A 24,898-nucleotide genomic window follows, 5' to 3' on the forward strand; every position below is an offset into this window, starting at 1 on the left:
GGGTCTCCTAGCGGTAGTCCTGGGTCTGGATCTGGGGCAGGCGCGCCTCGGGCCGCAGGAAGCGGTCCATCTGGGCCTCGAAGAACTTCCGGTTGGCCATCAGATGCACGGGGTCGGTGTCATCGAGGGGATAGAGCAGGGCACAGCGCAGGGCCTGGATCACCGCCGAGGTGACGTTGTACATGGAGCGCTGGAAGGTGATCCCCAGCTGGATGAGCTTGTCCTCATCCCCACGCTTGTGCTGTTTGTAGAGCTCCTCCAGATAGGGGGGCAGGAAGTGGAGCATGTCCTGCATCAGCAGGGTGGGCGGAATGCCGGCCGAGCCCACGGGAAACACGTCGGCATAGAGGATGCCGTAGTGGAAATCGGCCTGATCGGCAGGCACCTGATAGGCCTGGGCGTTGTAGCTCTTGGTGCCGCGAAATGGCGCCGTGCGATAGAAGACCGCCTCCACGTAGGGGAGAGCCGCTTCATAGAGCCAGGTGAAGCCTTCGCTCTTGGGGATGATCTCGAAACACTCGCCCTTGATGAACACGTGGTGATAGATGGGCCGGCCCGCTACGGCGAAGATGCCGTTGACCAGGAAGTTCATGGCGTCGGGAACACCCTTGAAACCACCCTCGTCGTAGATGTCGCTCATCTCGAAGAACACCGGCGCCATCACCTCCCAGAACAGGCCGAGGTTGGCGTAGTAGCTCATCTTCTTCACCTGCTCCATGAACATCTCAGGGAACAGGCGATAGAGGCCGAGCATCAGCGGATTACCGCGGAAGTAGGCCTTGATGGCGCGATCGGCGTTGACCCGGTAAGCGTCACTGGCGAGATAGTCGTAGAAGCGGCCGCCCATGCCCTGGTGCCAGAGCATGGCCTCCATGCACGCCTCGGCGAACTCCATGTTGATCCGGTCGTGCCAGAGATGATGGAGCAGCTTCGACATCTTGCCGGTTTCGCCCTTCTCCATGAACGCCAGCAGTTCAGGATGGGCCTTTTCACCACCACGCCAGATCCGCAGCTTCGACTGGTCGCCGGCGTAGGAATTGGGGAGATCGAGGTACTCCTGGCTGGGAAAGTACTTGAAGGCCGGCAGGGGATCGAGGAACACCTGCTCGGCGATGTAGAGCAGGTCGCGCCAGTAGAAGTCCATCGGCACGGCATAGGCCTTGTAGATGCCGATGATCTGCATCAGGTTCTCCGGCGTGTCCGGCAGCATCGAGCCGCCGGCCTCCAGCCGGTGGATCACATCGGCATAGCGATGGGTGGAGGGCGGGATCAGGGGGGCGGTGATGGTCTCGGGGGCCGTGGCGGTGGGGGGTGTCATGACGTGCGCAGCTCCGAGGCGGAAGGGAGGGTGACGGCGACCAGGGGGGAGGCGGCGGCGGCGAGGGTGAAGGGCTGGGCGGCATCCCGGCTGAGGAACGGCTGGGTGCGCAGGGCCAGGCCCGTGGATTCGGTCTCACTCCAGCCCGTGAGGGCCGTGGGCCAGAGGCCCGCCGCGACCACCAGAACGGCGAGGGCCATGGCCGGCGCCCGCTCGCTCCAGCAGGTGGAGGTCCAGTCGGCGCGCTCGTTGTCGAGGCGGCCGAAGCCCACCCTGTTGAAGAGGCGGATGGCGTAGACGGCGGTGAAGCCCGAGGCGATCAGGCTGACCAGGGTGGCGCGGGGGAAGGTGGTCCAGCTGCCCTCGAACACCAGCAGTTCCGCTGGGAAGCCCGCCAGGCCGGGGATGCCGGCGGCCGCCATCATGGCCAGCAGCAGCATGCCCATGGTGAAGGGCAGCCCGCGCAGGGGATTCATCAGGCCGGAGAGCTCGGGGATGGCGGTGGTGCCGGTCTTGCGCTCGATCAGCCCCACGCAGGCGAACAGCAGGGCCACGATGATGCCGTGGGCGAGCATCTGGGCCACCGCCCCCTGCAGGCTGAGGGGGGTGGCGGCCGACAGCCCAAGCACCAGCAGGCCCATGTGGCCGAGGGAGCTGTAGGCCATCAGGCGGCGGATGTCGCTCTGGGCGATGGCGTTGAGCGCCCCGTACACCGCGCTGATGGCGCCGGCGGCGGCGATCCAGGGTGACCAGGCGGCCCAGGTGTCCGGGAGGAAGCCCACCCCGAAGCGCAGCAGGCCGTAGGCGCCCAGCTTGGAGACGGAGCCCGCCAGCAGCATCACCACCGGGGTGGGCGCCTGGCCGTAGGTGAAGGGCTGCCAGCCGTGCAGGGGAAAGACGGGAAGCTTCAGGCCGAAGGAGAGCAGCAGCAGGGCCAGGATCCAGCGTTGGGCCGTGGGGGAGAACTGGGCCTGGCGAAGATCCTCGAAAGCGAAGAGCGGACCGGCGGGATTGAACCAGGCGAAGGCCAGCACGGCCGCCAGCAGGGCCAGGCCGGAGACGGCGCTGTAGAGCAGGAAACGCACGGCGGCACCGGCCCGTTTCTCGCCCCCCCAGACCGCCACCAGCAGGGTGATCGGGATCAGCACCAGCTCGAAGGCCAGCAGGAACAGCAGGGCGTTGCGGGCCAGCAGACCCGTGACGACCCCCAGGTTGGTGGCCAGCATCAGGGAGAAGAACAGCCGCGGCCGGGACTGGTCCGCCGCTGCCGAAAGGATCGATAGGGAGGTGATCAGCGCGGTGAGCAGCATCAGCGGCAGCGACAGGCCATCCAGACCGAGATCGAGCCGGAGCCCGAGTTTCGGCAGCCAGGAGAGCTGCAGGTCGGCGGGGGGGTGCTGCCAGCAGAGCAGGCCCACCAGGAACTGAAGGGCCCCGAACAGGGCGGCGATGCCGCGGACCCGAACGGAAGGAACGGTTGCCGGCAGCAGGGGCAGCAGCAGGGTGCCGGCCAGGGGTGCGGCCAGGAGAAGCACGAGCGAGGACGATCCCATCAGCGGAACGGGCGAACGAGTTCGGACGGAACGGAAGGGGCGGAGGCCAGCAGCCAGGCGGCCATCAGCAGCACCCCGAGAACGAGGGTGAGGGCATAGGCCTGGGTGCGGCCGGAGGTGGTGAAGCTGAGGCGACGGGCTCCCTCGAGGGCGGCACTGCCGGAGGCTCCACTGAAGCCATCGATCAGCCGGTCATCCGACCAGGCGCTGAGCCGGGCCAGGGCCACCACCAGCCACACCACGGTGCGGTGGTAGAAGCGCTCGGTCTGCATGTCGTGGGCCAGCCAGTCCTGCAGGCCGCCGAGGGCGGCGGGCAGATGGGCCAGGGGGTGGGGCCGCAGGTAAAACGCCGCCGAGAGGCCGCCGCCCACGAGGGTGGAGATCAGCAGGGGCACCGCCAGCGGACCCCAGCCCGGAAGGGGGGACAGGGCGAAGACGCCGTTGATCACCATCAGCTGCGGCAGGTGCAGCACCAGACCCATGAGCACCAAGGTGGGCAGGGCCATCAGCCACAGCACCTCCGCGGAGCGGGTGGTGAACACCGACGGACGCCCGCCCCAGATCAGACCGAACACCCGGATCAGGCCGGCGCTGATCAGGGCATTGGTCAACAGCACCAGGGCACCGAGCAGCACCGGATGGGAGCTCTCGGCCGTGAGCTCCAGGAGCTCGCGCAGGGCGGCGAAGCCACCGAACGGCGGCAGGGCCATCAGGCCGGCGGCGCCGGTGAGGAAGGCCAGGCCCATCAGCGGACGCTTGCTCCACAGGCCCCCGAGCTGGGTGAGGTCCTGGGTGACATTGGTGATCACGATGGCGCCGATCACCATCAACATCAGGGCCATCGGCAGGGGATACACCAGCATCAGGTGATCGGCCACGCTGATGCCGCCCAGACCCACCGCCACGAACAGCAGGCCGAGCCAGCTGCTCACCAGGAAGGAGAGGGCGCGCTTCACATCGATCTGGGCGAGGGCGATCAGGGAAGCCACCAGGGCCGTGGTTCCGCCCACGATCACCAGCACGGTCTGCACCAGGGGGCTCAGTTCGATCAGGGGCTCGAGCCGCAGCAGCACCCAGGCGCCGCCCACCACCACCACCGAGTTACGGAGCACGGTGGAGGGCAAGGGGCTCTCCATCGCCTCATCGAGCCACAGGTGCAGGGGGATCTGGGCGCACTTGCCCATCGGCCCGGCGATCAGGGCCAGCAGGATCAACGGCAGAACCGGGGGAAGGGGGTTGCCGTTGTTGACCTGATCGGCGGCCCAGGCCTGCAGCCCGTGGAAGTTCCAGGTGCCGGTGATCGGCAGCAGGGCGATCAGTCCCGCCAGCAGAATCAGGTCGCCGATCCGCTTGGTGAGGAACGCATCGCGTGCACCCTTGACCACCAGGGGCTGGTTGTACCAGGTGCCCACGATCAGGTAGGTCCCCAGGGTGAGCAGCTCGAGGATCACGTAGCTGAAGAACAGCGAGTCCGTGAGCACCAGGGCGCACAGACCGGCCTCGAAGAAGCTCAGGGAACCGAAGAAGCGGGGCCAGCCCCAGTCCATCTCCAGATAGCCGATGGCGTAGATCTGCACCAGCACATGCAGGCCGGTGATCACCGTCATCGCGATCAGGGCCGGCTCGGTGATCAGGCCGTCGAAGCTCACCTTGAGCCCGGCGGTCTCCAGCCAGGTCCAGCCGAAGGCGAGGGGCTTGTAGAGGGCGGCCGCACCGGCGGCGGAATTGGAATGCAGCGCCATCAGGGCGGCGGCGCTGTGGACGAAGGCCACGCTCACCAGGGTGAGGTTGAGATAGCCGCAGGGGCGTGGGCCCGTGCGTGAGATCAGCCCCGGGGACCAGAGCAGCGACAGCAGGGACGCCACCAGGGGGTAGAGCGGCACCAGCCAGGCCGTCTGGGCGAAGAACAGGGTCATGGCGGGAGAACGGTCGGGACCGGAGATGGCCCGCGTGGTGGCGAACACTAAGATCCCAGGCCGCTGGCGGTGGGCTTTCCAGGAAGGAAAGCCCTATGGGTTCATCAAGAGGTTGTTATCAGTCGGCCGGGGGCGGCTCTGGGCTCAGGCGTCGGCGCTGCGACGCCGGCGCCACAGGCGCCACACCTTCTCCAGTTCGAGGTAGAGGAAGAACACCAGACTGAACCCCACGCAGATGCCCAGGTCGCGGGCCGAGAGGGGAACGGTGCCGAAGAATGTGGCCAGCACCGGCACGTAGAGCAGGGACAACTGCAGCAGGGTGGTGAACACCACCGCCCCCAGCAGCCAGGGGTTGGTGAATGGGGCCACCTGCACCAGGGGACGCTCACTGCGGGCCGCCAGAGCGTGGCCCATCTGGGCCAGGCACAGCATCGTGAAGACCATCGTCTTCCAGGGGGCACCGGCCCGGGAGGCCAGCACCATCATCGTGATCGTGATGGCGGCGAACACGACGCCGATGCGCAGGATGTAGCTGCCGACGCCGCGGGCGAAAATCGATTCGCCGGGCTCGGCGGGGGGCCGCTGCATCAGGCCGGCTTCGCCGGGCTCCAGGGCCAGGGCGAGGGCAGGCACCCCGTCGGTGACCAGGTTCATCCAGAGGATCTGGATCGGCGTCATCGGCACCCCCACCAGGCCCAGCAGCGGAGCCGAGGCGATGGTGATCAGCTCGCCGACGTTGCTGCCGAGGATGTACTTGATGAAGCGGCGGATGTTGGCGTACACCAGCCGGCCCTGCTCCACCGCATTGACGATCGTGGCGAAGTTGTCGTCAAGCAGGACCATGTCGGAGGCCTCCTTGCTCACCTCGGTGCCGGTGATGCCCATGGCCACGCCGATGTGGGCCTGCTTCAGGGCCGGGGCGTCGTTGACGCCGTCGCCCGTCATGGCGACAATCTGCCCCAGGCCCTGGAGGGCCTTGACGATGCGCAGCTTCTGCTCCGGCGCCACCCGGGCGTAGATGTTGCAGCGGCCCACGATCGCGGCCAGCTCGCCGGCATCGGCCTCCTCCAGCTGGCGGCCGAGCACCACCTCGGCCGTGTTGTCCACCAGGCCGATGTTGACGCCGATCGCCCGGGCCGTGAGGGGATGGTCGCCGGTGATCATCACCGGCCGGATCCCGGCCTCCCGGCAGCGGGAGACCGCCAGGGCCACCTCGGGGCGGGCGGGATCCAGCTGGGCCATCAGCCCCAGCAGCACCTGGTGCTCCAGTTCCTGCTCGGGGCTTCGGTGGTGGGGCGCGCAGGCGAAAGCCAGCACCCGCAGGCCGGCGGCGGCCAGGTCCCGGGCCTGCTCCAGCCACCACTGGCGCTGCTCCTCGCTGAGGGCCGCCACGCCGGAGCCATCCAGCCAGCGGTCGCAGGTGCCGAGGATCACCTCCGGGGCCCCCTTGCTGATCATCAGGGTGGCCGACCCGGCGGCACTGGCCCCCAGGGGCGCCTGCAGGGTGCCCTCGCGGTCCTCCACCCAGACGGCCATCAGCTGGCGCTCGGAGCTGAAGGGGATCTCCGCCTCCCGCTTGTAGTGGCTGCGCAGGGCGAAGCCATCGAGATCGGCCTTGGCGGCCGCCACCACCAGGGCCCCTTCGGTGGGATCACCGAGGATCTCCCAGCGGCCGTCGGGTTCCTGCTTGAGCTCGGCGTCACTGCACAGGACACCGGCCTGCAGCAACAGGTTCCGGCCCCCCGGCGCCAGACCGCCGGCGGCTCCGGCGGGTGGGGTGAGTTCGGCGGCGCTGAAGTCGCCGTGGGGGTCGTAGCCGTTGCCGCTCACCGCCAGGGCCGTGGTGCCGCTGCGCAGCTCCTGCACCACCTGGCGGTTGAGGGTGAGGGTGCCGGTCTTGTCGGTGCAGATCACCGTCACCGAGCCCAGGGCCTCCACCGCCGGCAGGCGGCGGATCAGGGCGGCCCGCTGCACCATCCGCTGGGTGCCGATCGCGAGGGTCACGGTGATCACCGCCGGCAGGCCCTCCGGCACGATCGCCACCGCCATCGAAAGGGCCACCTCCAGCAGGTCGAGCAGGCGCTGGCCCAGCAGCCAGCCCAGCAGCACCACGACAGCCACCAGGGCCAGGGCGGAGCCCACCAGCACGTTGGCCAGGCCGTCGAGCCGTTCCTGCAGCGGCGTGGTTTCCCCCCCCGCCGAGTTGATCATTTCGGCGATCTTGCCGAGTTCGGTCTGCATGCCCGTGGCGGTGACCACCGCCAGACCGCGGCCGCGCACCACCTCGGTGCCCTGGAACAGGCAGTTCTGGCGCTCCAGGACCGGCGTGCTCGGTTCGAGCACCAACGCGGCCAGCTTGTTCACCGCTTCGGCCTCACCCGTGAGGGCCGCCTCCCGCAGGCCCAGTTCGGCCACCTCCAGCAGGCGGGCGTCGGCGGGCACCCGATCGCCAGCCTCGACCCGGATCAGGTCCCCGGGGACCAGCTGCTCGCTCGGCAGCCGCTCCCAGATGCCGTCACGGCGCACGGTCACCAGGGGCTGGGCCATGTCGCGCAGGGCCTGCAGCGCCTGCTGGGCCCGGCTTTCCTGCAGGTAGCCCAGCAGGGCGTTGAGGCCCACGATCAGCACGATGGCGATCGCATCCTTGGGGAACCGCTGGGCGGCGTAGGCCACCCCTGCGGACACCGCCGCCACCGCCAGCAGCATGATCAGCATCACGTTGCTGAACTGGTCCCAGAGGATGCGCAGGTTGCTGCGCCCGGCCTTGAGTTCCAGCCGGTTGGGCCCCAGCCGGGCCAGCCGTTCGGCGCACTGGGCCGTGTTCAGACCGTCGCTGCTGGCCTCAAGCGCCTGCAGGCAGGCCTCAGGAGCCAGGGCGTGCCAGGGGCTCGCGGCAGGGGAGGTGGTCAACAGCAGGCGTTCACGAATTCTTCAAAGAGTAGTCACGGGAAGGGATGGCTTCGATCAGCCGTTCTCGGCCTCGGTAGCGGTAGCCACATGACCCAGCCGCCGCTCCAGCAGCAGCAGGCCCACCACGGTGGTGACGGTCACCATCAGCACCAGGGACGAGAACTGCACGGCATCGATCAGGCCCTGGTTCAGGGCCGTGGTGGCGAACACCAGCCCTGGCAGTCCCCGCGGGATCAGGCCGAACACCACCAGCCAGCGGTCGACCCCGGCCCGCCGGTCGTGGCGATCGATGCCCAGGCCGCAGGCCAGCTTGCTCAGCACCGCCATCACGATCAGGACCGCCGCCAGGCTCCAGGCCGCGGGCTGCAGCAGGGTGCCGGCGCTGATCCGCATCCCCACACTGATGAAATAGAGGGGCAGGAACACTTCCGAAAGCACGGTCAGCACCCGCTGCACCTCCCCCTCCACCGACCCCAGCCGCGCCATCAGCACCCCGCCCCAGAGGGCGCCGAGCAGGCTGGTCAGGCCGCAGGCCTCCCCCAGCCAGGCCGAACCGATCAGCAGCATCAGGATCGCCAGGGCGCTGGTGGGCCGCCGGCTGTGGCGGCGGGCCCAGTGGCTCACCGCCCGCCAGCTCAGCCCCGCCAGCAGCAGCCCCAGCACTGGCCCCCCCCAGCCGATGCCCTGGCTTCCCAGCTGCAGTCCCGCGCTGGCGGTGGCGATCGCCAGCAGGCCGATGGCCGGCAGGTCATCCAGCACCGACACCCCCACCAGCAGCCGGCCGGAGGGGGTCTGGATGGCACCCCGCTGGGCGAGGACCCGCAGGGTCACGCCCGTGCCGGTGGCACTCAGCACCGCCAGGCAGAGGAGGGTGGTGGGGATGGGGAGGTCGAACAGGGTCCTGAGGGGCCAGAAGGCCAGCAGCGGCGTGCAGAAGCTCAACGCCACCGTGCGCTGAATCGCGGCCCGCCGCGAGCGGAGCAGGTCGCCGCGCACCTCCAGGCCCACCTGGAAGAACAGGGTGAGGACCCCCAGCTCCGTGAGGCCGCTCAGGGGCGCCATCGCCTCGAACGGCACCACCGTGTTGCCGAGGACGAACCCCAGCACCAGCTCGATGACGATCGCGGGCACGGCCAGCCGGGCCATCCAGCCCTCCGAGAGGCGGGCCAGCAGCACGCCCAGCAGCAGGATCAGGAGGGTGCTCAGCAGGGTGGGTTGTGCCATCGCACGGATCGACCCAGGGGGACGGCGGACGGTTCGGCGCGCCCAGGACGGCTTGGACCACGGCCTCTAGCGTCCTAAGGCATCCCACGGCCGAGTCGACGTCGCATGCCCCGCCTCGACAACCTGCGGCGCCGGCTCATCGGCACTCCCCTGCCCACCAGCGCCCACCACGAGGAGCGGTACAGCAACGCCGAGGCCCTGGCGATCCTCAGCTCCGATGCCCTCTCCTCGGTGGCCTATGCGACCCAGGAAATCGTGCTCGTGCTGGGGATGGGCGGGGCGGCGGCCCTGGGCTTCACCCTGCCGATCACGGCCCTGATCGTGGCGCTGATGCTGGTGGTGGCCAGCAGCTACCGGCAGACGATCAAGGCCTACCCCCACGGGGGCGGCTCCTACCGGGTCTCCCAGCAGAACCTCGGGCAGACGCCGGGTCTGGTGGCCGGGGCCTCGCTATCGATCGACTACGTGCTCACGGTGGCGGTGAGCGTGGCCGCCGGCATCGCCGCCCTCACCTCCTACGTTCCGGCGCTGGACCCCGAGCGGGTGCCCCTCTGCCTGCTGGCGGTCCTGCTGGTGATGCTCGCCAACCTGCGCGGCGTGAGCTCCAGCGCCCGGTTCCTGAGCGTGCCCACCTACCTGTTCATGGCCGCCGTCGTCACCCTGCTGGTGGCCGGGGCGGTCAAGTCCGGCCTGGGCCAGCTGCCACCCCTGCCGGTGGCGGAGCAGCAGCGGCTGCTGGAGGCCGCCCACCAGGGCCGCCAGGGGCTGCAGGCCATCGGCCCCCTGCTGCTGATGCGGGCCTTCAGCTCCGGCTGCGCTGCGCTCACCGGCATCGAGGCGATCAGCGACAGCGTCGCCGCGTTCCGACCCGTGGAGTGGCGCAACGCCCGCCGGGTGCTGGTGGTGATGGTGCTGATGCTGGCCGTGATGTTCAGCGGCATCAGCGTCCTGGCCAGCCAGAGCGGTCTGGTGGTGGAGGACAACGGCCCGACGCTTCTGTACCAGCTGGGGGAGCGGATCTTCGGGGACGGCCCGTTGCTGTTCGTGCTGCAGCTGGCAACGCTGCTGATCCTGCTGCTGGCCGCCAACACAGCCTTCGCGGACTTCCCGCGGCTGGCGGCCTTTCTGGCCCAGGACGGCTTCCTGCCCCGCCAGCTCACCTCCCTCGGCGACCGGCTGGTGTTCAGCAACGGCATCCTGGCCCTCAGCGCCCTGGCGGGCCTGCTGCTGGTGCTGGTGGAAGGCAGCGTCAGCCGCCTGATCCCCCTCTATGCCGTGGGGGTGTTCATCAGCTTCACCCTCTCCCAGGCCGGGATGGTGATGCACTGGTGGAGGCTGCGGGATCGGGGCTGGCGCACCCGGGCCCTGGTCAACGGGGTGGGGGCGCTGATCACCGCCGTGGTGGGGGCGGTGCTGCTGATCAGCAAGTTCACCCAGGGGGCCTGGGTGGTGGTGCTGGCCATCCCCCTGCTGGTGATGCTGTACCGGCGCATCCGCAGCCACTACGACCACGTCGCCCGGCGCCTGCAGATGGCCTCCGACGGGCGCCTGACCCTGCCGCCTCCCCCCCCGCCCGGTGGCGGCACCCCCACGGTGGTGCTGGTGGGCCAGCTGCACCGGGGCAGTTACGAGGCCCTCTGCTTCGCCCGGAGCATCGCCAGTGACCTGGTGGCGGTGCACGTGGATCTCGCCGGCGACCAGGGGGAGGCCTTCCGTGAGCAGTGGAGCCGCCAGCTGCCGGAGGTGCCCCTGGAGGTGCTGCCCTCCCCCTACCGCTCCCTGGTGGACCCGGTGACCCGCTTCGTGGTGCGCTTCGAGCAGCAGCACCACAAGGACCACCGGTCCTTCTGCGTGGTCGTGCTGCCGGTGTTCGTCACCCGCCGCCGCTGGGAGAACCTGCTGCACAACCAGTCGACGATCCACCTGCGCCGCGCCCTGCGCGAGCGCGGCACCCGGGTCGTCACTACGGTCGGCTTCTACCTCTGAACGTGCCGATGCCAGCGTTCCTCACGGTCGCCGCCACACCGGCCGGACTGATCACGCTGGCGGTGTTCGTCGGGGCGATGGTGCTGTTCGTCACCGGCTGGCTCGCCCCGGAGGTCACCGGCCTGCTGGCGGCCGCCCTGTTGGTCAGCTTCCGGGTGCTCAAGCCCGATGAGGCGGTGCAGGGCTTCGGCAGCCCTGCCCTGATCACCCTGATGGGCCTGTTCGCCGTTTCCGCCGGGCTGTTCCGCAGCGGTGGCCTGGATCGGCTCCGGGCCCTGATCGGATCCGAGGCGGTCCGCAGCCCCCGGCGGATGATCGCCCTGATGGTGGGGGTGGTGGCCCCCATCTCCGGCTTCATCCCCAACACCCCGATCGTGGCCACCCTGCTGCCGGTGATCGAGGGCTGGTGCCACCGCCGCGGCGTCTCCCCCTCCAAGGTGCTGCTGCCCCTGTCGTTCGCCACCGTGCTGGGCGGCACCATCTCCCTGCTCGGCACCTCCACCAACCTGCTGGCCAGCGATGTGAGCCGCCAGCTGGGCTTCGGCTCCCTGGAGCTGTTCAGCTTCACGGCCATCGGCATCCCCGTGTGGTTGCTGGGGGGGCTGTACATGCTCACCGTCTCCGACCGGCTGCTGCCGGACCGTGGCCAGGGGGACGAGGACCTGCTGGGGGGCCTCGCCCGGGACGGCTACCTCACCGACGTGCTGATCCCGGAGCAGTCCGAGCTGATCGGCCAGTCCCTGCACAACAGCCGCCTGCAGCGCCGCTTCGACGTGGACGTCCTGGAGCTGCACCGGGGCCAGGACAGCTTCAGCGCCCCCCTGGCCGACCTGCCCCTGCAGGCCGGCGACCGGCTGCTGCTGCGCTGCAACCGGGACAACCTGCTGCGCCTCCAGCAGGAGCACACCGTCACCCTGGCGCCGATCGGGGAGCAGGAGGAGGATCTGCGGGAGCTCTCCGGCGAGACCACCTCCCCCCAGCGGGTGGTGGAGGTGCTGCTGCCCAACGGCTCCACCCTGGCGGGCGCCAGTGTGCGGGACATGCGCTTCCGCCAGCGCTACAACGCCACCCTGCTGGCGGTGCGGCGGGGCAACCAGGTGCTGCGGGAGCTGCTGGGCCGGGTGGTGCTCCAGGCCGGCGACGTGCTGCTGCTGCAGGCCCCGGTGGATGCCATCCGCGGCCTGCAGGCCAACAACGATCTGGTGCTGCTCGACGAGCTCGAGAAGGACCTGCCCACCACCGATCGCAAGCTCGTCGGCATGGTGATCGCGGCCCTGATGATCCTGCTGCCGATGCTCAAACTGCTGCCGCTGATGGCCGCGGTGCTGCTGGCGATGGTGGCGATGGTGGCCACGGGCTGCCTGCGTTCCGGCGAGCTGCTGCGCTCGATCCGCTGGGACGTGATCCTGCTGCTGGGCTCCCTCTCCTGCTTCAGCGTGGCGATGCAGAAGACCGGCCTGGCCGAGGCCCTGGCCACGGACCTGCTGCAGTCCCTCAGGGGCTGGCCCGCCTATGGGGTGCTGCTGGTGGTGTTCGTCCTGGGCCAGGCCTTCACCGAGGCCCTCAGCAACGGCACCACGGTGGTGCTGCTGATCCCGATCGCCACCGAACTGGCCAAGGGGCTGGCGATGCCGCCGATGGCCTTCATCTTCGCGATCACCTTCGCCGCCAGCCAGAGCTTCCTCACCCCGATCGGCTACCAGACCAACCTGATGGTGTTCGGTCCGGGTCGGTACCGCTTCCTCGACATGCCCCGCTACGGGGCCCCGCTCTCGATCCTCCTGGCCCTGGTGGTGCCCTGGCTGATCTGCCGCCACTTCGGGCTCTAGGCAGCGACGGCCCCGCGGGCGCTCAGGCGGGAGGCTCCTCGCCCTTGCCCTCCAGGGCCCTCTCCTCGAACCGGGCCACCAGTTTCGGCACCACCAGCACGATCACCAGCAGCACCAGAGCACCGAGGCCGAACTCGACAACCCCCTTCACCATCTGCTCAAAGGGGATCCAGCGGCCTCCGAGCCAGGCCAGGCCCACCATCGTCGAGGCCCAGAGCACGGCCCCCAGCATGTTGAACAGCAGGAAGCGGCGGTAGGGCATGCGGACCGCCCCGGCGATGGGGCCGGCCAGCACCCGCAGCACCGCCACGAACCGGCCCAGCAGGACCGACTTGCCGGCATGGCGCAGGAACCGCTCCCGCAGGGCCTCCATCTGCTCCGGGGTCCGGCCCAGCAGCCGTCCGGCCCGCAGCAGCAGTCCCCAGCCCGCCCGGCGGCCCACCCAGTAGCCGATGTTGTCCCCCAGGATCGCTCCGCCGGCCGCCGCCCCCATCACCCCGAGCACCTGCAGCTGGCCGCTGCCGGCCGCATAGCCCGCCAGCAGGGTCACCGTTTCCCCGGGCAGGGGCACGCCGGCGTTCTCCAGCAGCATGGCGACGAACACCACCCAGTACCCCCAGTCGTGGAGGAGGGATTCCAGGGTGGTGAGGCTGATGGTCCCGTCGAACACGGCCAGGGGCCAGGCCATCGCAACGTGGAAGGAATCCAGACCCTATCTCCCCGGCCAGGCCAGTGTTCCGGTGCAGAGCCAGCGGCGGCGGCGCAGCGGGTTGGCGTGGGGCCCCGGCCAGGTGAAGCGGGGCAGGGCCAGGGCCGGGGTGGCGGGTGTGATCAGGGCGGCGTCGACGGTGGCCACCTGGAGGTAGTGGCGGCCGCAGATCTCCCCGTCGCCGGGCAGATGGCTGTTGAAGGGGTAGGAGAAGGCCCGGGGGGGCTCCCCCAGCACCTGCTCGAGCGCGGCGGCCGAGCGGATCAGCTCCTCTTCGAACGCCTCCGGGCTGATGTTGCAGCGGGGCACGTGGTGGTGGCCGTGGCTGCCCAGCTCATGGCCGGCCTCCCGGGCCCGGCGCAGGTGGTCGGCGCCGGGGTAGAGGCGAGCGGCCGCTGCCGCCAGTGCGCCGGCCGTGTCAAAGCGCTCCGCCAGCTCCGCCAGCAGCTCCCGCACCCGCACCACGGGGGTGCCATCCCGCAGCCGGGCGATCAGGGCCGCGCCCTCCAGATCGGCCGGCAGATCCAGCCGCTGCCTGGCCAGTTCCGCCAGCCGGGGCGCCAGGCGGGGATGGGCGCCATACCAGTAGAGGGCGTGCTCCCAGACCAGCTCCCCGGCGGCGTGCATCGCCGTGGACTGGAAGAACACCGCCGGAATCCCCAGGCTCCGCAGCACGTCCATTCCCTGCTCGTAGTTGCAGCGCAGACCGTCATCGAAGCTGACGATCACCCCGAACTCGGAGCCCGTGGGGAAGCGGCCGGCCCGCAGGTCGGCGTAGGTGAGGAAGCGGGCGCCGCGGCGCCGCAGGACACCGAGCTCGGCGGCCAGCTCCCCGGGGGGAATCGGCGGCACCCCGAAGCGGTCGAGGAAGGGCTCCCGGCCCGGCTCGTCCACCCGGTGGTACAGCAGACACAGCACCTTGCCCCGCAGGCGCCGCAGCCAGAGGCGATCCAGCGGCGGCAGGAACAGCAGGTCCGCCGCCCGGTTGGCCGCCCGCCCCAGGCGGCTCATGGCTGCTCCCCCCGCACCACCCGCACGGCCCCGTCGCGGCGCGCCTGGTCGGCCAGGTAGTCGCGCACCAGGCCCCGGGCGATGCGGCGGTTGGCCATCAGCCGCTGCCAGGGCTCATAGACGTAGCCGGTGCGCCGCAGGAACAGCTTGCCCTTCTCCCACTGGGGCACCCGGGGCGCCGTGCCGGCCTCGAGCCGGTGGGCTGCCTCGATCAGCAGCTCGATGCCCACCTGGAAGCTGCGTACCTCGATGGTCTCGACGTTGTCGTCGGGCTGCATCGGCACGTGGGCCGACAGGATGATGTCGCCGCTGTCGATGCCGGGGTCGATGTGGTGGACCGTCACCCCCACCAGCTCCGGATGTCCCTCCATGAGCATGTAGAGGTTGCAGTTGGCGCCGCGGGCGTAGGGCGACAGCCCGGTGTGCAGGTTGATGAGGCCGTGGCGGATGGCGGGGATCAGCTCCAGCACCGGCGGGCGCAGCAGCTGGGTGCCGTTCACCAGGACGATGTCGGGGGCCACCTGGCGCAGGAAGTCGGCGGTGCGCGCCTCGTTGATGGCGGCGGTCACCAGCACCGGCACCCCGTCCGGCAGCTCGGGCGGGGCGCCGCCGTGATGGAACAGCTGGCGCTGCAGGGCCGCGCCGCGGCGGTCGTGGGGCCGCAGCAGCACCCGGGCGATCAGCTGGCGCAGCAGCCGCAGGGGCCGGCGGTACTTCGCCAGCCGGGAGAGCAGGCTGCGGCTGGCCGGTGGCGACACCTGCAGCACCACGCCCACCAGGGTGAAGTCCTCGGCGGCCCGCCGCACCAGGTGGCGCTGGTAGAGGCCGTCGCAGCAGAGCACCGCCACCCGCAGGGAGCTCACGGCCATGGAACCGCCGATCGCAGCGTCATGAGCGGATGGTACGGACGGGGCGGCCGGAAGGCGGCACAGTGGGACCGATCCTGAGGCGCCCATGGCCGTCCGTGACGTGCTGACCATCGGAGATCCGCGCCTGCGCCAGGTGAGTGCGCCGGTGGAATGCTTCGACGACCCCGGCCTGCCGGCCCTGCTCGACGACCTGCGCGACACCATGGCCGCCAACGCTGGGGCCGGTCTGGCCGCCCCCCAGATCGGTGTGCCCCTGCGGGTGGTGATCTTCGGCGTCACCCGCAACCCCCGCTACCCGGAGGCGCCCCCGATCCCGGAGACGGTGCTGATCAATCCGGTGCTAACGCCCCTCGGCGACGACCGGGACGACGACGCCTGGGAGGGCTGCCTGAGCGTGCCCGGCTGGCGGGCCCGGGTGCCCCGCTGGCGCCGCCTGCGTTACCGGGGCTTCGACGGCCATGGGCAACCCTTCGAGCGGGAGGTGGAGGGCTTCCACGCCCGGGTGGTGCAGCACGAGTGCGACCACCTCGATGGGGTGCTGTTTCCGGATCGGGTGCCGGCGGGGCTGCCCCGTGGCTGAGAGCACCGGAGCCTCCCCCCGCTGGTGGGTGCGCGGCGACCTGGACGGCTTCCTGGGCCTGGGCCTCGACAACCTGATCCAGATCCTGCTGATCGTGGCCCTCTGCCGCGGCGTGCTCGGGTATCCCGATGGCCTGATCTTCGGCACGATCCTGCCGGCCACGGGCATCAGCCTGGTGGTGGGCAACGTGGCCTACGCCGTCCAGGCCCACCGCCTGGGGCGGCGCGAGGGCCGTGACGACCGCACCGCCCTGCCCTACGGCATCAACACGGTCAGTCTGTTCGCCTACGTGTTCCTGGTGATGCTGCCGGTGAAGCTGGCGGCCACCGGCCAGGGCCTGGATCCCCAGGCCGCCTCCCTGCTCTCCTGGCGCGCCGGCCTGCTGGCCTGCCTGGGGTCGGGACTGATCGAGGCGGGGGGCGCCTTCCTGGTGGCCCCCCTGCGCCGCTGGCTGCCCCGGGCGGCCCTGCTCTCCACCCTGGCCGGCATCGCCCTGGGCTACATCGGCCTGGGGTTCCTGCTGCGCACCTACGCCGTCCCCGTTGTGGGGCTGGCGGTGCTGGCGGTGATCCTGCTGGCCTACTTCGGCCAGGCGCGGCTGCCCCTGCCGGGTGGCCTGCTGGCGGTGCTGGTGGGCATCGTCCTGGCCGCGGCCACGGGTCTGCTGCGGCTGGACGGCCCCACCTGGCAGGCCAACCTCGCCCAGGTGGGCCTGCACCTGCCCGTGCCCCGCCTCGGTGCCCTCTGGGAGGGTCGTGACGCCCTGGTCCCCTGGCTGGGGGTGACGGTGCCGATGGGTCTGTTCAACCTGCTGGCGTCACTGCAGAACCTGGAGAGCGCCGAGGCGGCCGGAGACGCCTATCCGGTGAAGAGCTCCCTGGTGATCAACGGCATCGGCACGGTCGCCGCCGCCGTTCTGGGCTCCTGCTTCCCCACCACCATCTACATCGGCCACCCGGGTTGGAAGGGCATGGGCGCCCGCATCGGCTACTCCTGGCTCAACGGGCTGGTGATGGGCCTGGGCTGTCTGCTGGGACTGTTCGGGGTGGTGGGCCAGCTGGTGCCGATCGAGGCCGGTATGGCGATCGTGCTCTACATCGCCCTGGTGATGGCGGCCCAGGCCTTCCAGGCCACACCCCCCGCCCATGCCCCCGCCGTGGCCCTGGGGCTGTTGCCCGGCCTGGCGGGCTGGGGGGCCCTGATGCTGAAGGCGGGGCTGCGGGCCGGGGGCAGCGGCACCCCGGCCAACCCCTTCGGTCCCCAGCTGCTGCTGCCCCTGCAGCAGGCGGATGTGTGGGCCGCCGGCGCCTTCGCCCTCGAGCAGGGCCAGATCCTGGCGGCCATGCTGCTGGCGGCGATGCTGGTGTACGTGATCGAGCAGCGCTTCCGCGCCGCCGCCCTCTGCGCCCTGGTGGCCGCCGCCGCCTCCTGGCTGGGCCTGATCCATGCCTGGAGCTTCACCCTGGCCGACACGGTTCTCGACCCCGGCTGGGGCAGCGGCACCCCCTGGGCCCTGGGCTATCTGGCGATGGCGGTGGTGTTTCTGCTGGGGCGTCCGCAGCGCTGAACCGGGCGCTGCCTAGGGTTAGGCGATTGCAGCGCCGCCCCATAGCCTCCGCACTCAAGGGACGCCTCAAGCGGATGGAGCAACGCTTCGAGCGGGTGCTGTGGCGCCTGCGGCTGATCGCCATCTTGCCGGTGGTGATGAGCCTGGTGAGCACGGTGGTGTCCTTCGTGCTGGGCACCCTGGAGATCGCCAAGGCGCTGTTCTCCCTCGGGCACGTCGATCAGCTCGACAAGACCTTCGTGGCCGAACTGCTGGGGGCGATCGTCTCGGGGATCGACCTCTACCTGATCGGCATCGCCCTGCTGATCTTCGGCTACGGGGTCTACGAACTGCTGATCTCCCCGATCGAGGCGGCCCGGGAGCACGACCAGGGGGGCGGCGGCCTGCTGGACATCCGCAACCTCGACCAGCTGAAGGAGAAACTGGTCAAGGTGCTGGTGGTGGCGCTGATCGTGTCCGCGTTCAAGGCGATGCTCACCCTGCCGATCAAGGACGGCCCGTCCCTGGCCTTCTTCAGCCTGAGCGTGCTGCTGCTGGCCCTGAGCGGCTACCTGGTCACGGGCAACGCCGACAAGGTGCTCCACCGATGACGGCCGCGGCCCCGCTGGAATCCGCCGCCCCGCCCCAGCGGCTGCGGCTGCGCCGTCCCGACGACTGGCACGTGCACCTGCGCGATGGGGCCCTGCTGCAGATGGTGGCCCCGGCCACGGCCCGCAGCTTCGGGCGGGCGATCGTGATGCCCAACCTCAGCCCGCCCATCACCACGGTGGCGGCCGCCATGGCCTACGGCGCCCGGATCCGGGCGGCCCTGCCGGACGGCAGCCATTTCACCCCCCTGCTCACCGCCTACCTCACCGACACGATCGATCCTGCGGAGATCGAGCGCGGCCACCGGGAGGGGGTCTTCACCGCCTGCAAGCTCTACCCGGCCCATGCCACCACCAACGCCGCCGCCGGTGTCACCGACCTGGCCCGGATCGCGCCGGTGCTGGCGACGATGGAGCGCATCGGCATGCCCCTGCTCATCCACGGCGAGGTGACCGACGCCGAGATCGACATCTTCGATCGCGAAGCCGTGTTCATCGAGCGCCACCTGGCGCCGCTGCTGGCGCGGCATCCGGGCCTGAAGGTGGTGCTGGAGCACATCACCACCGCCGACTCCGTTGCCTTCGTGCGCCAGGCGGGGTCCAACCTGGCCGCCACCATCACCCCCCACCACCTGCACATCAACCGCAACGCCATGTTCCAGGGCGGGCTGCGGCCGGACTTCTACTGCCTGCCGGTGGCCAAGCGCGAACGCCACCGGCTGGCCCTGCGCCAGGCGGCCACCTCCGGGGAGCCCAGCTTCTTCCTGGGCACCGATTCGGCCCCCCATCCCCGCTCGGCCAAGGAGAGCGCCTGTGGCTGCGCCGGCATCTACAACGCCCCCTTCGCCCTGGAGAGCTACGCGGCGGTGTTCGAGCAGGAGGGGACCCTGGATCGGCTGGAGGCTTTCGCCAGCCTGCACGGACCCGCCTTCTACGGGCTGCCCTTGAACGACGGCCACATCACCCTGGTGCGGGAGCCCCACACGGTGCCGCCCCGCCTGCACGGCAACGCCGCCGACGGCGCCGCCACCACCCTGGTGCCCTTCCATGCCGGCCAGGTGCTGCACTGGCGGCTGGCGGACGACGGCTGAGGGCCAGCCCGGGGCCACCGGGATCGATCAGGGCCGCGGCATCAGCGGCGCCCCGTCCGCCAGGGAGGGATCGCCGCTCAGCACGGCGGTGCCCGCCGGTGGTGCGCCGGCCGCCGGGAGGCGCTCCTTGCTGCGGTAGCTCCGGCCGTCGAACACCTCGCGCACCCAGGTGGGCGGGGCGCCACCCCCGGATTGCAGGCGCCAGAGATCACGCCAGCGGTTGCGGCCCGCCGCCGGGACGATCACCGGCAGGCGGCTGGTGGGGAAGCTGGCGATGCGGCGGTAGCCGGTGGCTTCCTGGCGGAACACCTCGAGCGTGCAGCCACCGGTGCCGCAGACGTAGGGACCCATCAGGTAGACGATCACGTCCTGACGGCCATCCCCATCGAGGTCGGTGCGGCCGTACACGTAGCTGACCCGCCCCATGCCCCCGGCGGCGCTGCCCAGGGGGCGGCGCAGGTCGGGGGAGGCCGCCAGGATCGCCGTCTCCAGTGCCGGATCGGGCCGGTTGCTGTAGCCGGGCCCGGCGGCGGCGCGGGGTTCCCAGATGAGGATGCCGCCATCGGCCAGCAGACTCAGGTTCAGGCGGCCGTCCCGCAGCAGGTAGCCCCGCACGAAGGGAAGCTGGCGGGCCAGGGGTTCCCCTAGGCTGGGCGCCGGGCACAGGGCCTTAGTACTGGCCAGGAGCCCGAAGCGAAAGCCGCCGTTGCCGGGGTCGGCGCTGGGCTCCACCTGCCAGGTGCCCGTGGCGCGGTTGCAGTCGAGCTGCAGGACTGCCCGGCCATCGGCCTGGAGCGAGAGGGTGTAGCGGGACGGGTCCTGCGGACGCCTCAGGCCCTGGGCGTCATCCATCGACTGGATCCCCACCAGCTGCCAGGTGGTGCCCTGCAGCGGCGGGTTCTGGGGGGCCGCCACCAGGGGCAAGGTCGCCCCCGTCAGGAGTGAGGCGGCGGCGATGGCGCCCCCCGTCCAGGCTCCCAGGAGCCGGGCTGTGCTGTATTGACCAGGCATCGGGCGACTCCTGCGGGCTCTCTCCAGAATCGGACAGAGACGCCCGTGGGGGGGCAGGAGGCCGAGCATGGTGGTGCCGCCCTGCCGCTGCCATGGGAATCCTGCGCGCCGCCACCACCTATTTCGCCCTGGTCTTCGGCACCGGTTTCGTTCTGGGGGCGGTGCGGGTGCCGCTGCTGGTGCCGCGGCTGGGGGAGCGCCTGGCCGAACTGCTGGAGATGCCGTGGATGGCCCTGGCCATGGTGCTGGCCGCCCGGCTGGTGGTGCGGCGGCAGCTGGCCGGCCGCGGCCCCCTCAGCCGGGCAGCCGCCGGAGCCCTCGCCCTGGCGTTCATGCTGGCGGCGGAGCTGGTGGTGGGGCTGCTACTGCTGCAGCGCCCGTTGCAGGACATCCTCACCGGCCGCGACCCGATCGCCGGCGGCGTCTATCTGGCCCTGCTGCTCCTCTATGCGCTGCTGCCGCTGCTGCTGGGCCGCGGCTCCACCACCACGGCGGTGCCGTAGCAGAGCACCTCGGTGGCGGCGGCGGTGCCGCCCTGCACCTCGGAGCCGTCGTAGCGGGTGCCGACGATCGCATTGGCCCCCAGCGCCCGGGCGTGCTGGATCATCTGCTCGTAGGCCTGTTCCCGGGCCTGCTCGCACATCTCGGTGTAGGCCCCGATCCGGCCGCCCACGATCTGCTTGAGCCCGCCCAGGAAGCCCTGCACCAGCGTGGGAGAGCGCACCACGATGCCGCGCACCAGGCCCCGGTAGGCGGTGATCGCATGGCCCTCGATCGTGAAGGTGGTGGTCACGAACACGGGTTTCACCATCGGGAGGCGGTCGGCGGTCGCCCCATCCTGCTGGGAGCGGCAACGCGCATCAACCAGTGCGCATGAAGCAGTGCCCATCAAGCAGTGACCATCAAGCAGTGCCCATCAAGCAGTGCGCATCAACCAGTGCGCATCAAGCGGCATGCTTCAGGCGGCCGGGCCGAGGCCCGCCTCCAGGACGGCAATCGCCCGCTCCAGGGCCACCCCGCGGCTGGCCTTGAGCAGCACCCGATCCCCCGGCTCGAGCCAGTCGAGCAGCACGGTGGCCGCCTCCTCGGGCGTGGCCGCCCGCGCCAGCCGTGGCAATCCGGCGGCGGCGGCGAGCATCGCCTGGGCTTCGGCCTCGGCCGCCACGATCACCAGCCCGTCGAGCCCCAGGGCCCGGGCCCGGCCCGCCACCTGGCGGTGCAGCTCCAGGCTGCGCTCCCCCAGCTCGAGCATCGTGCCCAGCACCGCATAACGGCGGCCTTCGCAGGCGCCTCCCGGCGCCGCCAGCAGCTCCAGGGCCGCCAGCACCGCCTCCGGAGAGGCGTTGTAGGTCTCATCGAGCAGCTCCACCCCGCCCAGGGTCAGGCGTCGGGCCCGCCCGCCCGGCAGATCCACCGCCAGGTCGGCGAGGGCCGTCGCCGACACGCCCAGCTCCCGGGCGACGGCCACCGCCAGCAGCAGGTTGCGGGCGTTGTGGCGGCCCTCCAGCGGCAGCGGCAGGTTCGGGCCGTCCAGCAGGATCAGGGAACGTCCATCCAGGCGGCCCACCAGCTCCGCCGCCGGCACCCCCGCCGGGAAGTCGGCCGCCTCGTCCTCCAGGGCGACACGCACCACCCGGCCCCGCCACACCCGCGCCAGGGACTGCTCCAGCAGCGGATCCCCGGCGGGAATCACCAGCACCCCCTCCGGTCCCAGTCCAGCGGTGATCTCGCACTTGGCCTGGCCGATCGCCTCCCGGCTGCCCAGCCGGCCGATATGGGCGGTGCCGATGTTGGTGATCACGGCCACATCCGGCTCGGCGCAGCGGCTGAGGCGGTCGATCTCCCCCAGGCCCCGCATTCCCATCTCCACCACCAGGGCCGCGGTGCCGGTGTCGGCCTTCAGGACCGTGAGCGGCGCCCCCACGTCGTTGTTCTCGTTGCCGCTGCTGGCCACCACCGGCCCGAGGGGGGCCAGGGCCGCCCGGATCAGTTCCCGCGTCGTCGTCTTGCCGGCCGAACCGGTCACCGCCACCACCGGCAGCCCCAGCTGGCGTCGCCAGAGGCGGGCCAGCTGCTGGTAGGCCGCCAGGGTGTCGTCCACGGGCCAGATCGGCCCGCCGCCGCCGGTCACCAGCTCCGCCAGGGCCGACCCGTCCAGCCGGTCCCGCTGCACCACGGCCGCCGCCGCCCCGGCGGCGAAGGCGTCAGCCACGAAGCGGTGACCATCGAAGCGCTCCCCCACCAGCGGCACGAACAGCGCGCCGGACAGATCGCCGCGGCTGTCGGTGCTGACGCGACGGATGGGGGCGCGCGGAGCGGTTCCGGGGGCCATCAGGGGCTCGCCCCAGAGCTGGCGCAACGGCTCGAACGGCAGCAGCATCAACCTGAAGTTCCGGGATCGAGCAGGATCATGCCGGACCCCACCAGCGCCCCGCGGGCCAGCAGGCGCCCCTGGCCGTCCACCAGCTCCAGGCGCTCATAGCCCAGCCCCCGGGCGCGCTCCTGCCAGCGTTCGGCCCAGCGGCCGCGGCCCGCCGGGGCAAGGGCGGCGTAGGTCGGCGCCATCGTCAGCACCAGCAGCCCCTGAGCGGGCTCGGGGTGGGCCGAGGCGATCAGGTGCTGCGGGTCATCCTCCGCCAGCAGGGCCAGAAGGGGGTCGAGTTCCAGGGCGGGCGGCGGCTCGGCGTCGGCCGGCGGCGGGGCGCTGGGCATGGGGGCCGCCTTCGATAGGGGCGGCGGGGTGATCGCCGTGGGCGGGGAGGCGGCCGGCGTGAGGGCGACCGGCGAGCTGCCGCCCGGCGAGCTGGCGGCTGGAGCGGAGATGCCTGGTGGCGCCGGGGTGGCCGGAGCCACCAGGGGGGCTGCAGGACCTGCCGCCGGCCTGGCGGCACGGTGGCTCAGCCCGCGCCAGGCCTGGCCCGCCAGGGCCAGCAGCAGGGCCAACAGGGCCGCCAGCAGCAGGGGCCAGAACAGGGGTGCCAACCCTTGCGGCCAGAAGCCAGGCACCGACAGATCCCCTTCACCGTTGCGGCGCCAGAGTTCCCGCAGCTTCAGGCGCAGGGAGGCCAGCACGGCCCGCAGGGCCTGGCCAAGCCGGCCCCAGGGGCTCGCGTAGGGCGCCGGCAGCTCGGAAGGTGGCGGAACCGGATCAGCCATGGACGCCGGACACGGGGAGCTGGCTCAGGAGTCGTTGCGGCGGCGGAGCAGGGCCAGGGGGTTGCGGGGCCGCTGGGGCGGCGGCGCCTCCTTGGGGGACCCCTCCGGCCTGGAGTCGTCATGGAGCAGGCTCGGATCCGCCCCCTGACCCTGGGAGAAGCGCTCCACCTGGGCCGCATCGGGGGTGGGCTCCTTGACCCCGCAGACCTCCCGGTACATGGCGTCGTACTCCAGGGCGGAGCGGTTCCAGCTGAAGTCGGTGGTCATGGCCCGCCGCTGCAGTTCCTGCCAGCTGGGCTCGTTGCGGTAGGCCTCCCAGGAGCGCACGATCGTCGTGTAGAAGTCGATCGCCTCATAGCGATCGAAGCCGTAGCCGGTGCCGGTGCCGGCGGTGGGGTCGTTGGGGGGCACGGTGTCCACCAGGCCGCCGACGCGGCGCACCACCGGGATTGAGCCGTAGCGCATCGCCAGCATCTGGCTGATGCCGCAGGGCTCGAAGCGGCTCGGCATCAGGAACGCGTCGCTGCCGGCGTAGATCAGCCGCGACAGGGCGTCGTCGTAGGTGAGGAACACCGAGAAGCGGCCCGGGTGGCGCGCCGCCATCTGCCACAGGCCCGACTCGTAGCCCCGGTCGCCGGTGCCCAGCACCACGAACTGGCTGTCGCTGTAGGCCAGCACCCGGTCGGCGACCTGCAGCAGCAGGTCCACCCCCTTCTGGTCCACCAGTCGGCTCACCATCCCCATCAGGTAGGAGCGGGGGCTGACGTTCAGTCCCATCCGTTCCTGCAGCAGCCGCTTGCAGGCGCTGCGGCCGCTGAGGTCGCCGGAGGAGAAGGGGGCCGGCAGGGTGGCGTCGCTGGCGGGATTCCAGTCCTCGGTGTCGATGCCGTTGAGGATGCCGCGCAGCTTGCCGCTGATGAAATTGAGCAGGCCGTCGATGCGCTCGCCGTACTCGGGCGTGCGGATCTCCATCGCGTAGGTGGGCGAGACCGCATTCACCCGGTCGGCGTAGAGCAGGGCCGCCGCCATGGTGTGGTCGCCCTGCATGTACCAGGGGCACCAGGTCATGCGGTCCAGCTTCCAGCGCCAGGGCCCCTGGTAGCGGAGGTTGTGGATGGTGAACACGGTGCTGATCTCCGGGTCCTGGTGCATCCACACCGGGATCATCCCGGTATGCCAGTCGTGGCAGTGCAGAACCTGGGGTTTCCAGCCCCCGTTCCAGGCGAATTCGGCACTGGCGTTGGCAAAGAAGGTGAAGCGCCAGTCCTCATCTTCGCCGCCATAGATGCGCTCGGGATCGAACACCGGATGGCCAACCAGATAGATCGTCAGACCACTGGTGGGGTGACGGGTTTCGTAGATGGCGAAATCCGTGCCCATGGCATGGCCCCGCCACATCGGTTCGGCCGGAATCTCCAGCCGACTCCAGAGTTTTCCGTAGCCCGGCATGATGATCCGCACGTCATGGCCCAGCGCCGCCAGGGCCGGTGGCAGGGAGCCCACGACGTCGCCCATGCCCCCCACCTTGATCATGGGTGCGCACTCCGCAGCGGCAAACAGAACCCTCATCCGCGCTCGATC

At 71.0% G+C, this 24,898-nt stretch carries 20 protein-coding genes; 7 read left to right on the plus strand and 13 right to left on the minus strand.

The features are described 5' to 3' along the window. Window positions 1-7 precede the first annotated feature (7 nt). From KBZ08_RS02295 to KBZ08_RS02315, 5 genes are all read right to left on the minus strand, one after another. Window positions 8-1,318 (minus strand): CO2 hydration protein, encoded by a 1,311-nt coding sequence (locus KBZ08_RS02295; protein WP_254971050.1) that lies wholly within the window; start codon window positions 1,316-1,318, stop codon window positions 8-10. Continuing rightward, a complete protein-coding gene (locus KBZ08_RS02300) occupies window positions 1,315-2,871 on the minus strand; it encodes an NADH-quinone oxidoreductase subunit M (protein WP_254971058.1) in 1,557 nt (518 codons plus the stop codon). Before KBZ08_RS02300 ends, KBZ08_RS02295 begins: the two co-directional genes overlap by 4 nt. Continuing rightward, complete coding sequence (locus tag KBZ08_RS02305) at window positions 2,871-4,787, minus strand: NAD(P)H-quinone oxidoreductase subunit F (protein WP_254971059.1); 1,917 nt, start codon at window positions 4,785-4,787, stop codon at window positions 2,871-2,873. Before KBZ08_RS02305 ends, KBZ08_RS02300 begins: the two co-directional genes overlap by 1 nt. Before the next feature lie 144 nt (window positions 4,788-4,931). Then, the gene (locus tag KBZ08_RS02310) at window positions 4,932-7,697 is read right to left on the minus strand and encodes a cation-transporting P-type ATPase (protein ID WP_254971066.1); all 2,766 of its coding nucleotides are present in this window, start codon (window positions 7,695-7,697) and stop codon (window positions 4,932-4,934) included. Window positions 7,698-7,751: 54 nt separating this feature from the next. Beyond that, window positions 7,752-8,921, minus strand: a complete 1,170-nt coding sequence (locus KBZ08_RS02315) for a cation:proton antiporter (RefSeq protein WP_254971068.1) — start codon at window positions 8,919-8,921, stop codon at window positions 7,752-7,754. 105 nt (window positions 8,922-9,026) lie between these two features. Here KBZ08_RS02315 and KBZ08_RS02320 point away from each other — a divergent pair, with 105 nt between their 5' ends. Both KBZ08_RS02320 and KBZ08_RS02325 read left to right on the plus strand, forming a co-directional pair. Then, the gene (locus tag KBZ08_RS02320; RefSeq protein ID WP_254971070.1) at window positions 9,027-10,907 is read left to right on the plus strand and encodes an APC family permease; all 1,881 of its coding nucleotides are present in this window, start codon (window positions 9,027-9,029) and stop codon (window positions 10,905-10,907) included. 8 nt (window positions 10,908-10,915) lie between these two features. Continuing rightward, window positions 10,916-12,736, plus strand: a complete 1,821-nt coding sequence (locus tag KBZ08_RS02325) for an SLC13 family permease (protein ID WP_254971071.1) — start codon at window positions 10,916-10,918, stop codon at window positions 12,734-12,736. A 22-nt stretch (window positions 12,737-12,758) separates the two neighbouring features. On the opposite strand, the gene KBZ08_RS02330 is transcribed toward KBZ08_RS02325, so the two are convergent. Genes KBZ08_RS02330 through KBZ08_RS02340 form a run of 3 tightly spaced genes read right to left on the minus strand, consistent with a single transcriptional unit; the run spans window position 12,759 to window position 15,325 of the window. After that, window positions 12,759-13,424, minus strand: a complete 666-nt coding sequence (locus KBZ08_RS02330) for a DedA family protein (RefSeq protein ID WP_106219821.1) — start codon at window positions 13,422-13,424, stop codon at window positions 12,759-12,761. 24 nt (window positions 13,425-13,448) lie between these two features. Then, on the minus strand, window positions 13,449-14,456 hold the full coding sequence (locus KBZ08_RS02335; protein ID WP_254971074.1) for a polysaccharide deacetylase family protein: 1,008 nt from the start codon (window positions 14,454-14,456) through the stop codon (window positions 13,449-13,451). Further along, entirely contained in the window at window positions 14,453-15,325 is an 873-nt protein-coding gene (locus KBZ08_RS02340) for a formyl transferase (protein ID WP_254971075.1), read from the minus strand. The genes KBZ08_RS02335 and KBZ08_RS02340 overlap by 4 nt, the downstream gene beginning before the upstream one ends. A gap of 85 nt (window positions 15,326-15,410) precedes the next feature. On the opposite strand from KBZ08_RS02340, the gene def reads away from it, so the two are divergent. The 4 genes from def (at window position 15,411) to pyrC (ending at window position 19,150) form a co-directional block, all read left to right on the plus strand. After that, window positions 15,411-15,905: a peptide deformylase gene (gene def / locus KBZ08_RS02345; protein WP_254971077.1), complete on the plus strand. Its 495-nt coding sequence runs from the start codon at window positions 15,411-15,413 to the stop codon at window positions 15,903-15,905. Further along, window positions 15,856-17,472, plus strand: a complete 1,617-nt coding sequence (locus KBZ08_RS02350) for an NCS2 family permease (protein WP_254971079.1) — start codon at window positions 15,856-15,858, stop codon at window positions 17,470-17,472. The genes def and KBZ08_RS02350 overlap by 50 nt, the downstream gene beginning before the upstream one ends. 74 nt (window positions 17,473-17,546) lie before the next feature. Then, window positions 17,547-18,062, plus strand: a complete 516-nt coding sequence (locus KBZ08_RS02355; protein ID WP_254971081.1) for a YqhA family protein — start codon at window positions 17,547-17,549, stop codon at window positions 18,060-18,062. After that, window positions 18,059-19,150: a dihydroorotase gene (gene pyrC / locus KBZ08_RS02360; protein WP_254971082.1), complete on the plus strand. Its 1,092-nt coding sequence runs from the start codon at window positions 18,059-18,061 to the stop codon at window positions 19,148-19,150. Before KBZ08_RS02355 ends, pyrC begins: the two co-directional genes overlap by 4 nt. A gap of 27 nt (window positions 19,151-19,177) precedes the next feature. Here the strand turns inward: pyrC and KBZ08_RS02365 are convergent, their stop codons facing one another. After that, the gene (locus KBZ08_RS02365) at window positions 19,178-20,161 is read right to left on the minus strand and encodes an META domain-containing protein (RefSeq protein ID WP_254971084.1); all 984 of its coding nucleotides are present in this window, start codon (window positions 20,159-20,161) and stop codon (window positions 19,178-19,180) included. Window positions 20,162-20,253: 92 nt separating this feature from the next. Here KBZ08_RS02365 and KBZ08_RS02370 point away from each other — a divergent pair, with 92 nt between their 5' ends. Beyond that, on the plus strand, window positions 20,254-20,664 hold the full coding sequence (locus KBZ08_RS02370) for a hypothetical protein (RefSeq protein ID WP_254971086.1): 411 nt from the start codon (window positions 20,254-20,256) through the stop codon (window positions 20,662-20,664). Here KBZ08_RS02370 and KBZ08_RS02375 read toward each other — a convergent pair. The 4 genes from KBZ08_RS02375 to glgA form a co-directional block, all read right to left on the minus strand. Beyond that, window positions 20,607-20,972: a YbjQ family protein gene (locus KBZ08_RS02375; RefSeq protein ID WP_254971088.1), complete on the minus strand. Its 366-nt coding sequence runs from the start codon at window positions 20,970-20,972 to the stop codon at window positions 20,607-20,609. The two genes, KBZ08_RS02370 and KBZ08_RS02375, sit on opposite strands and share 58 nt — an antisense overlap. A gap of 147 nt (window positions 20,973-21,119) precedes the next feature. Beyond that, window positions 21,120-22,541 (minus strand): UDP-N-acetylmuramoyl-tripeptide--D-alanyl-D-alanine ligase, encoded by a 1,422-nt coding sequence (gene murF, locus KBZ08_RS02380; RefSeq protein WP_254971089.1) that lies wholly within the window; start codon window positions 22,539-22,541, stop codon window positions 21,120-21,122. Beyond that, a complete protein-coding gene (locus KBZ08_RS02385; protein ID WP_254971710.1) occupies window positions 22,541-23,317 on the minus strand; it encodes a hypothetical protein in 777 nt (258 codons plus the stop codon). Before KBZ08_RS02385 ends, murF begins: the two co-directional genes overlap by 1 nt. A 24-nt stretch (window positions 23,318-23,341) precedes the next feature. Beyond that, complete coding sequence (gene glgA / locus KBZ08_RS02390) at window positions 23,342-24,886, minus strand: glycogen synthase GlgA (RefSeq protein ID WP_106219831.1); 1,545 nt, start codon at window positions 24,884-24,886, stop codon at window positions 23,342-23,344. Window positions 24,887-24,898 lie beyond the last annotated feature (12 nt).

The sequence above is a fragment of the Cyanobium sp. Candia 9D4 genome (assembly GCF_024346155.1).
Classification (GTDB): domain Bacteria; phylum Cyanobacteriota; class Cyanobacteriia; order PCC-6307; family Cyanobiaceae; genus Cyanobium; species Cyanobium minutissimum.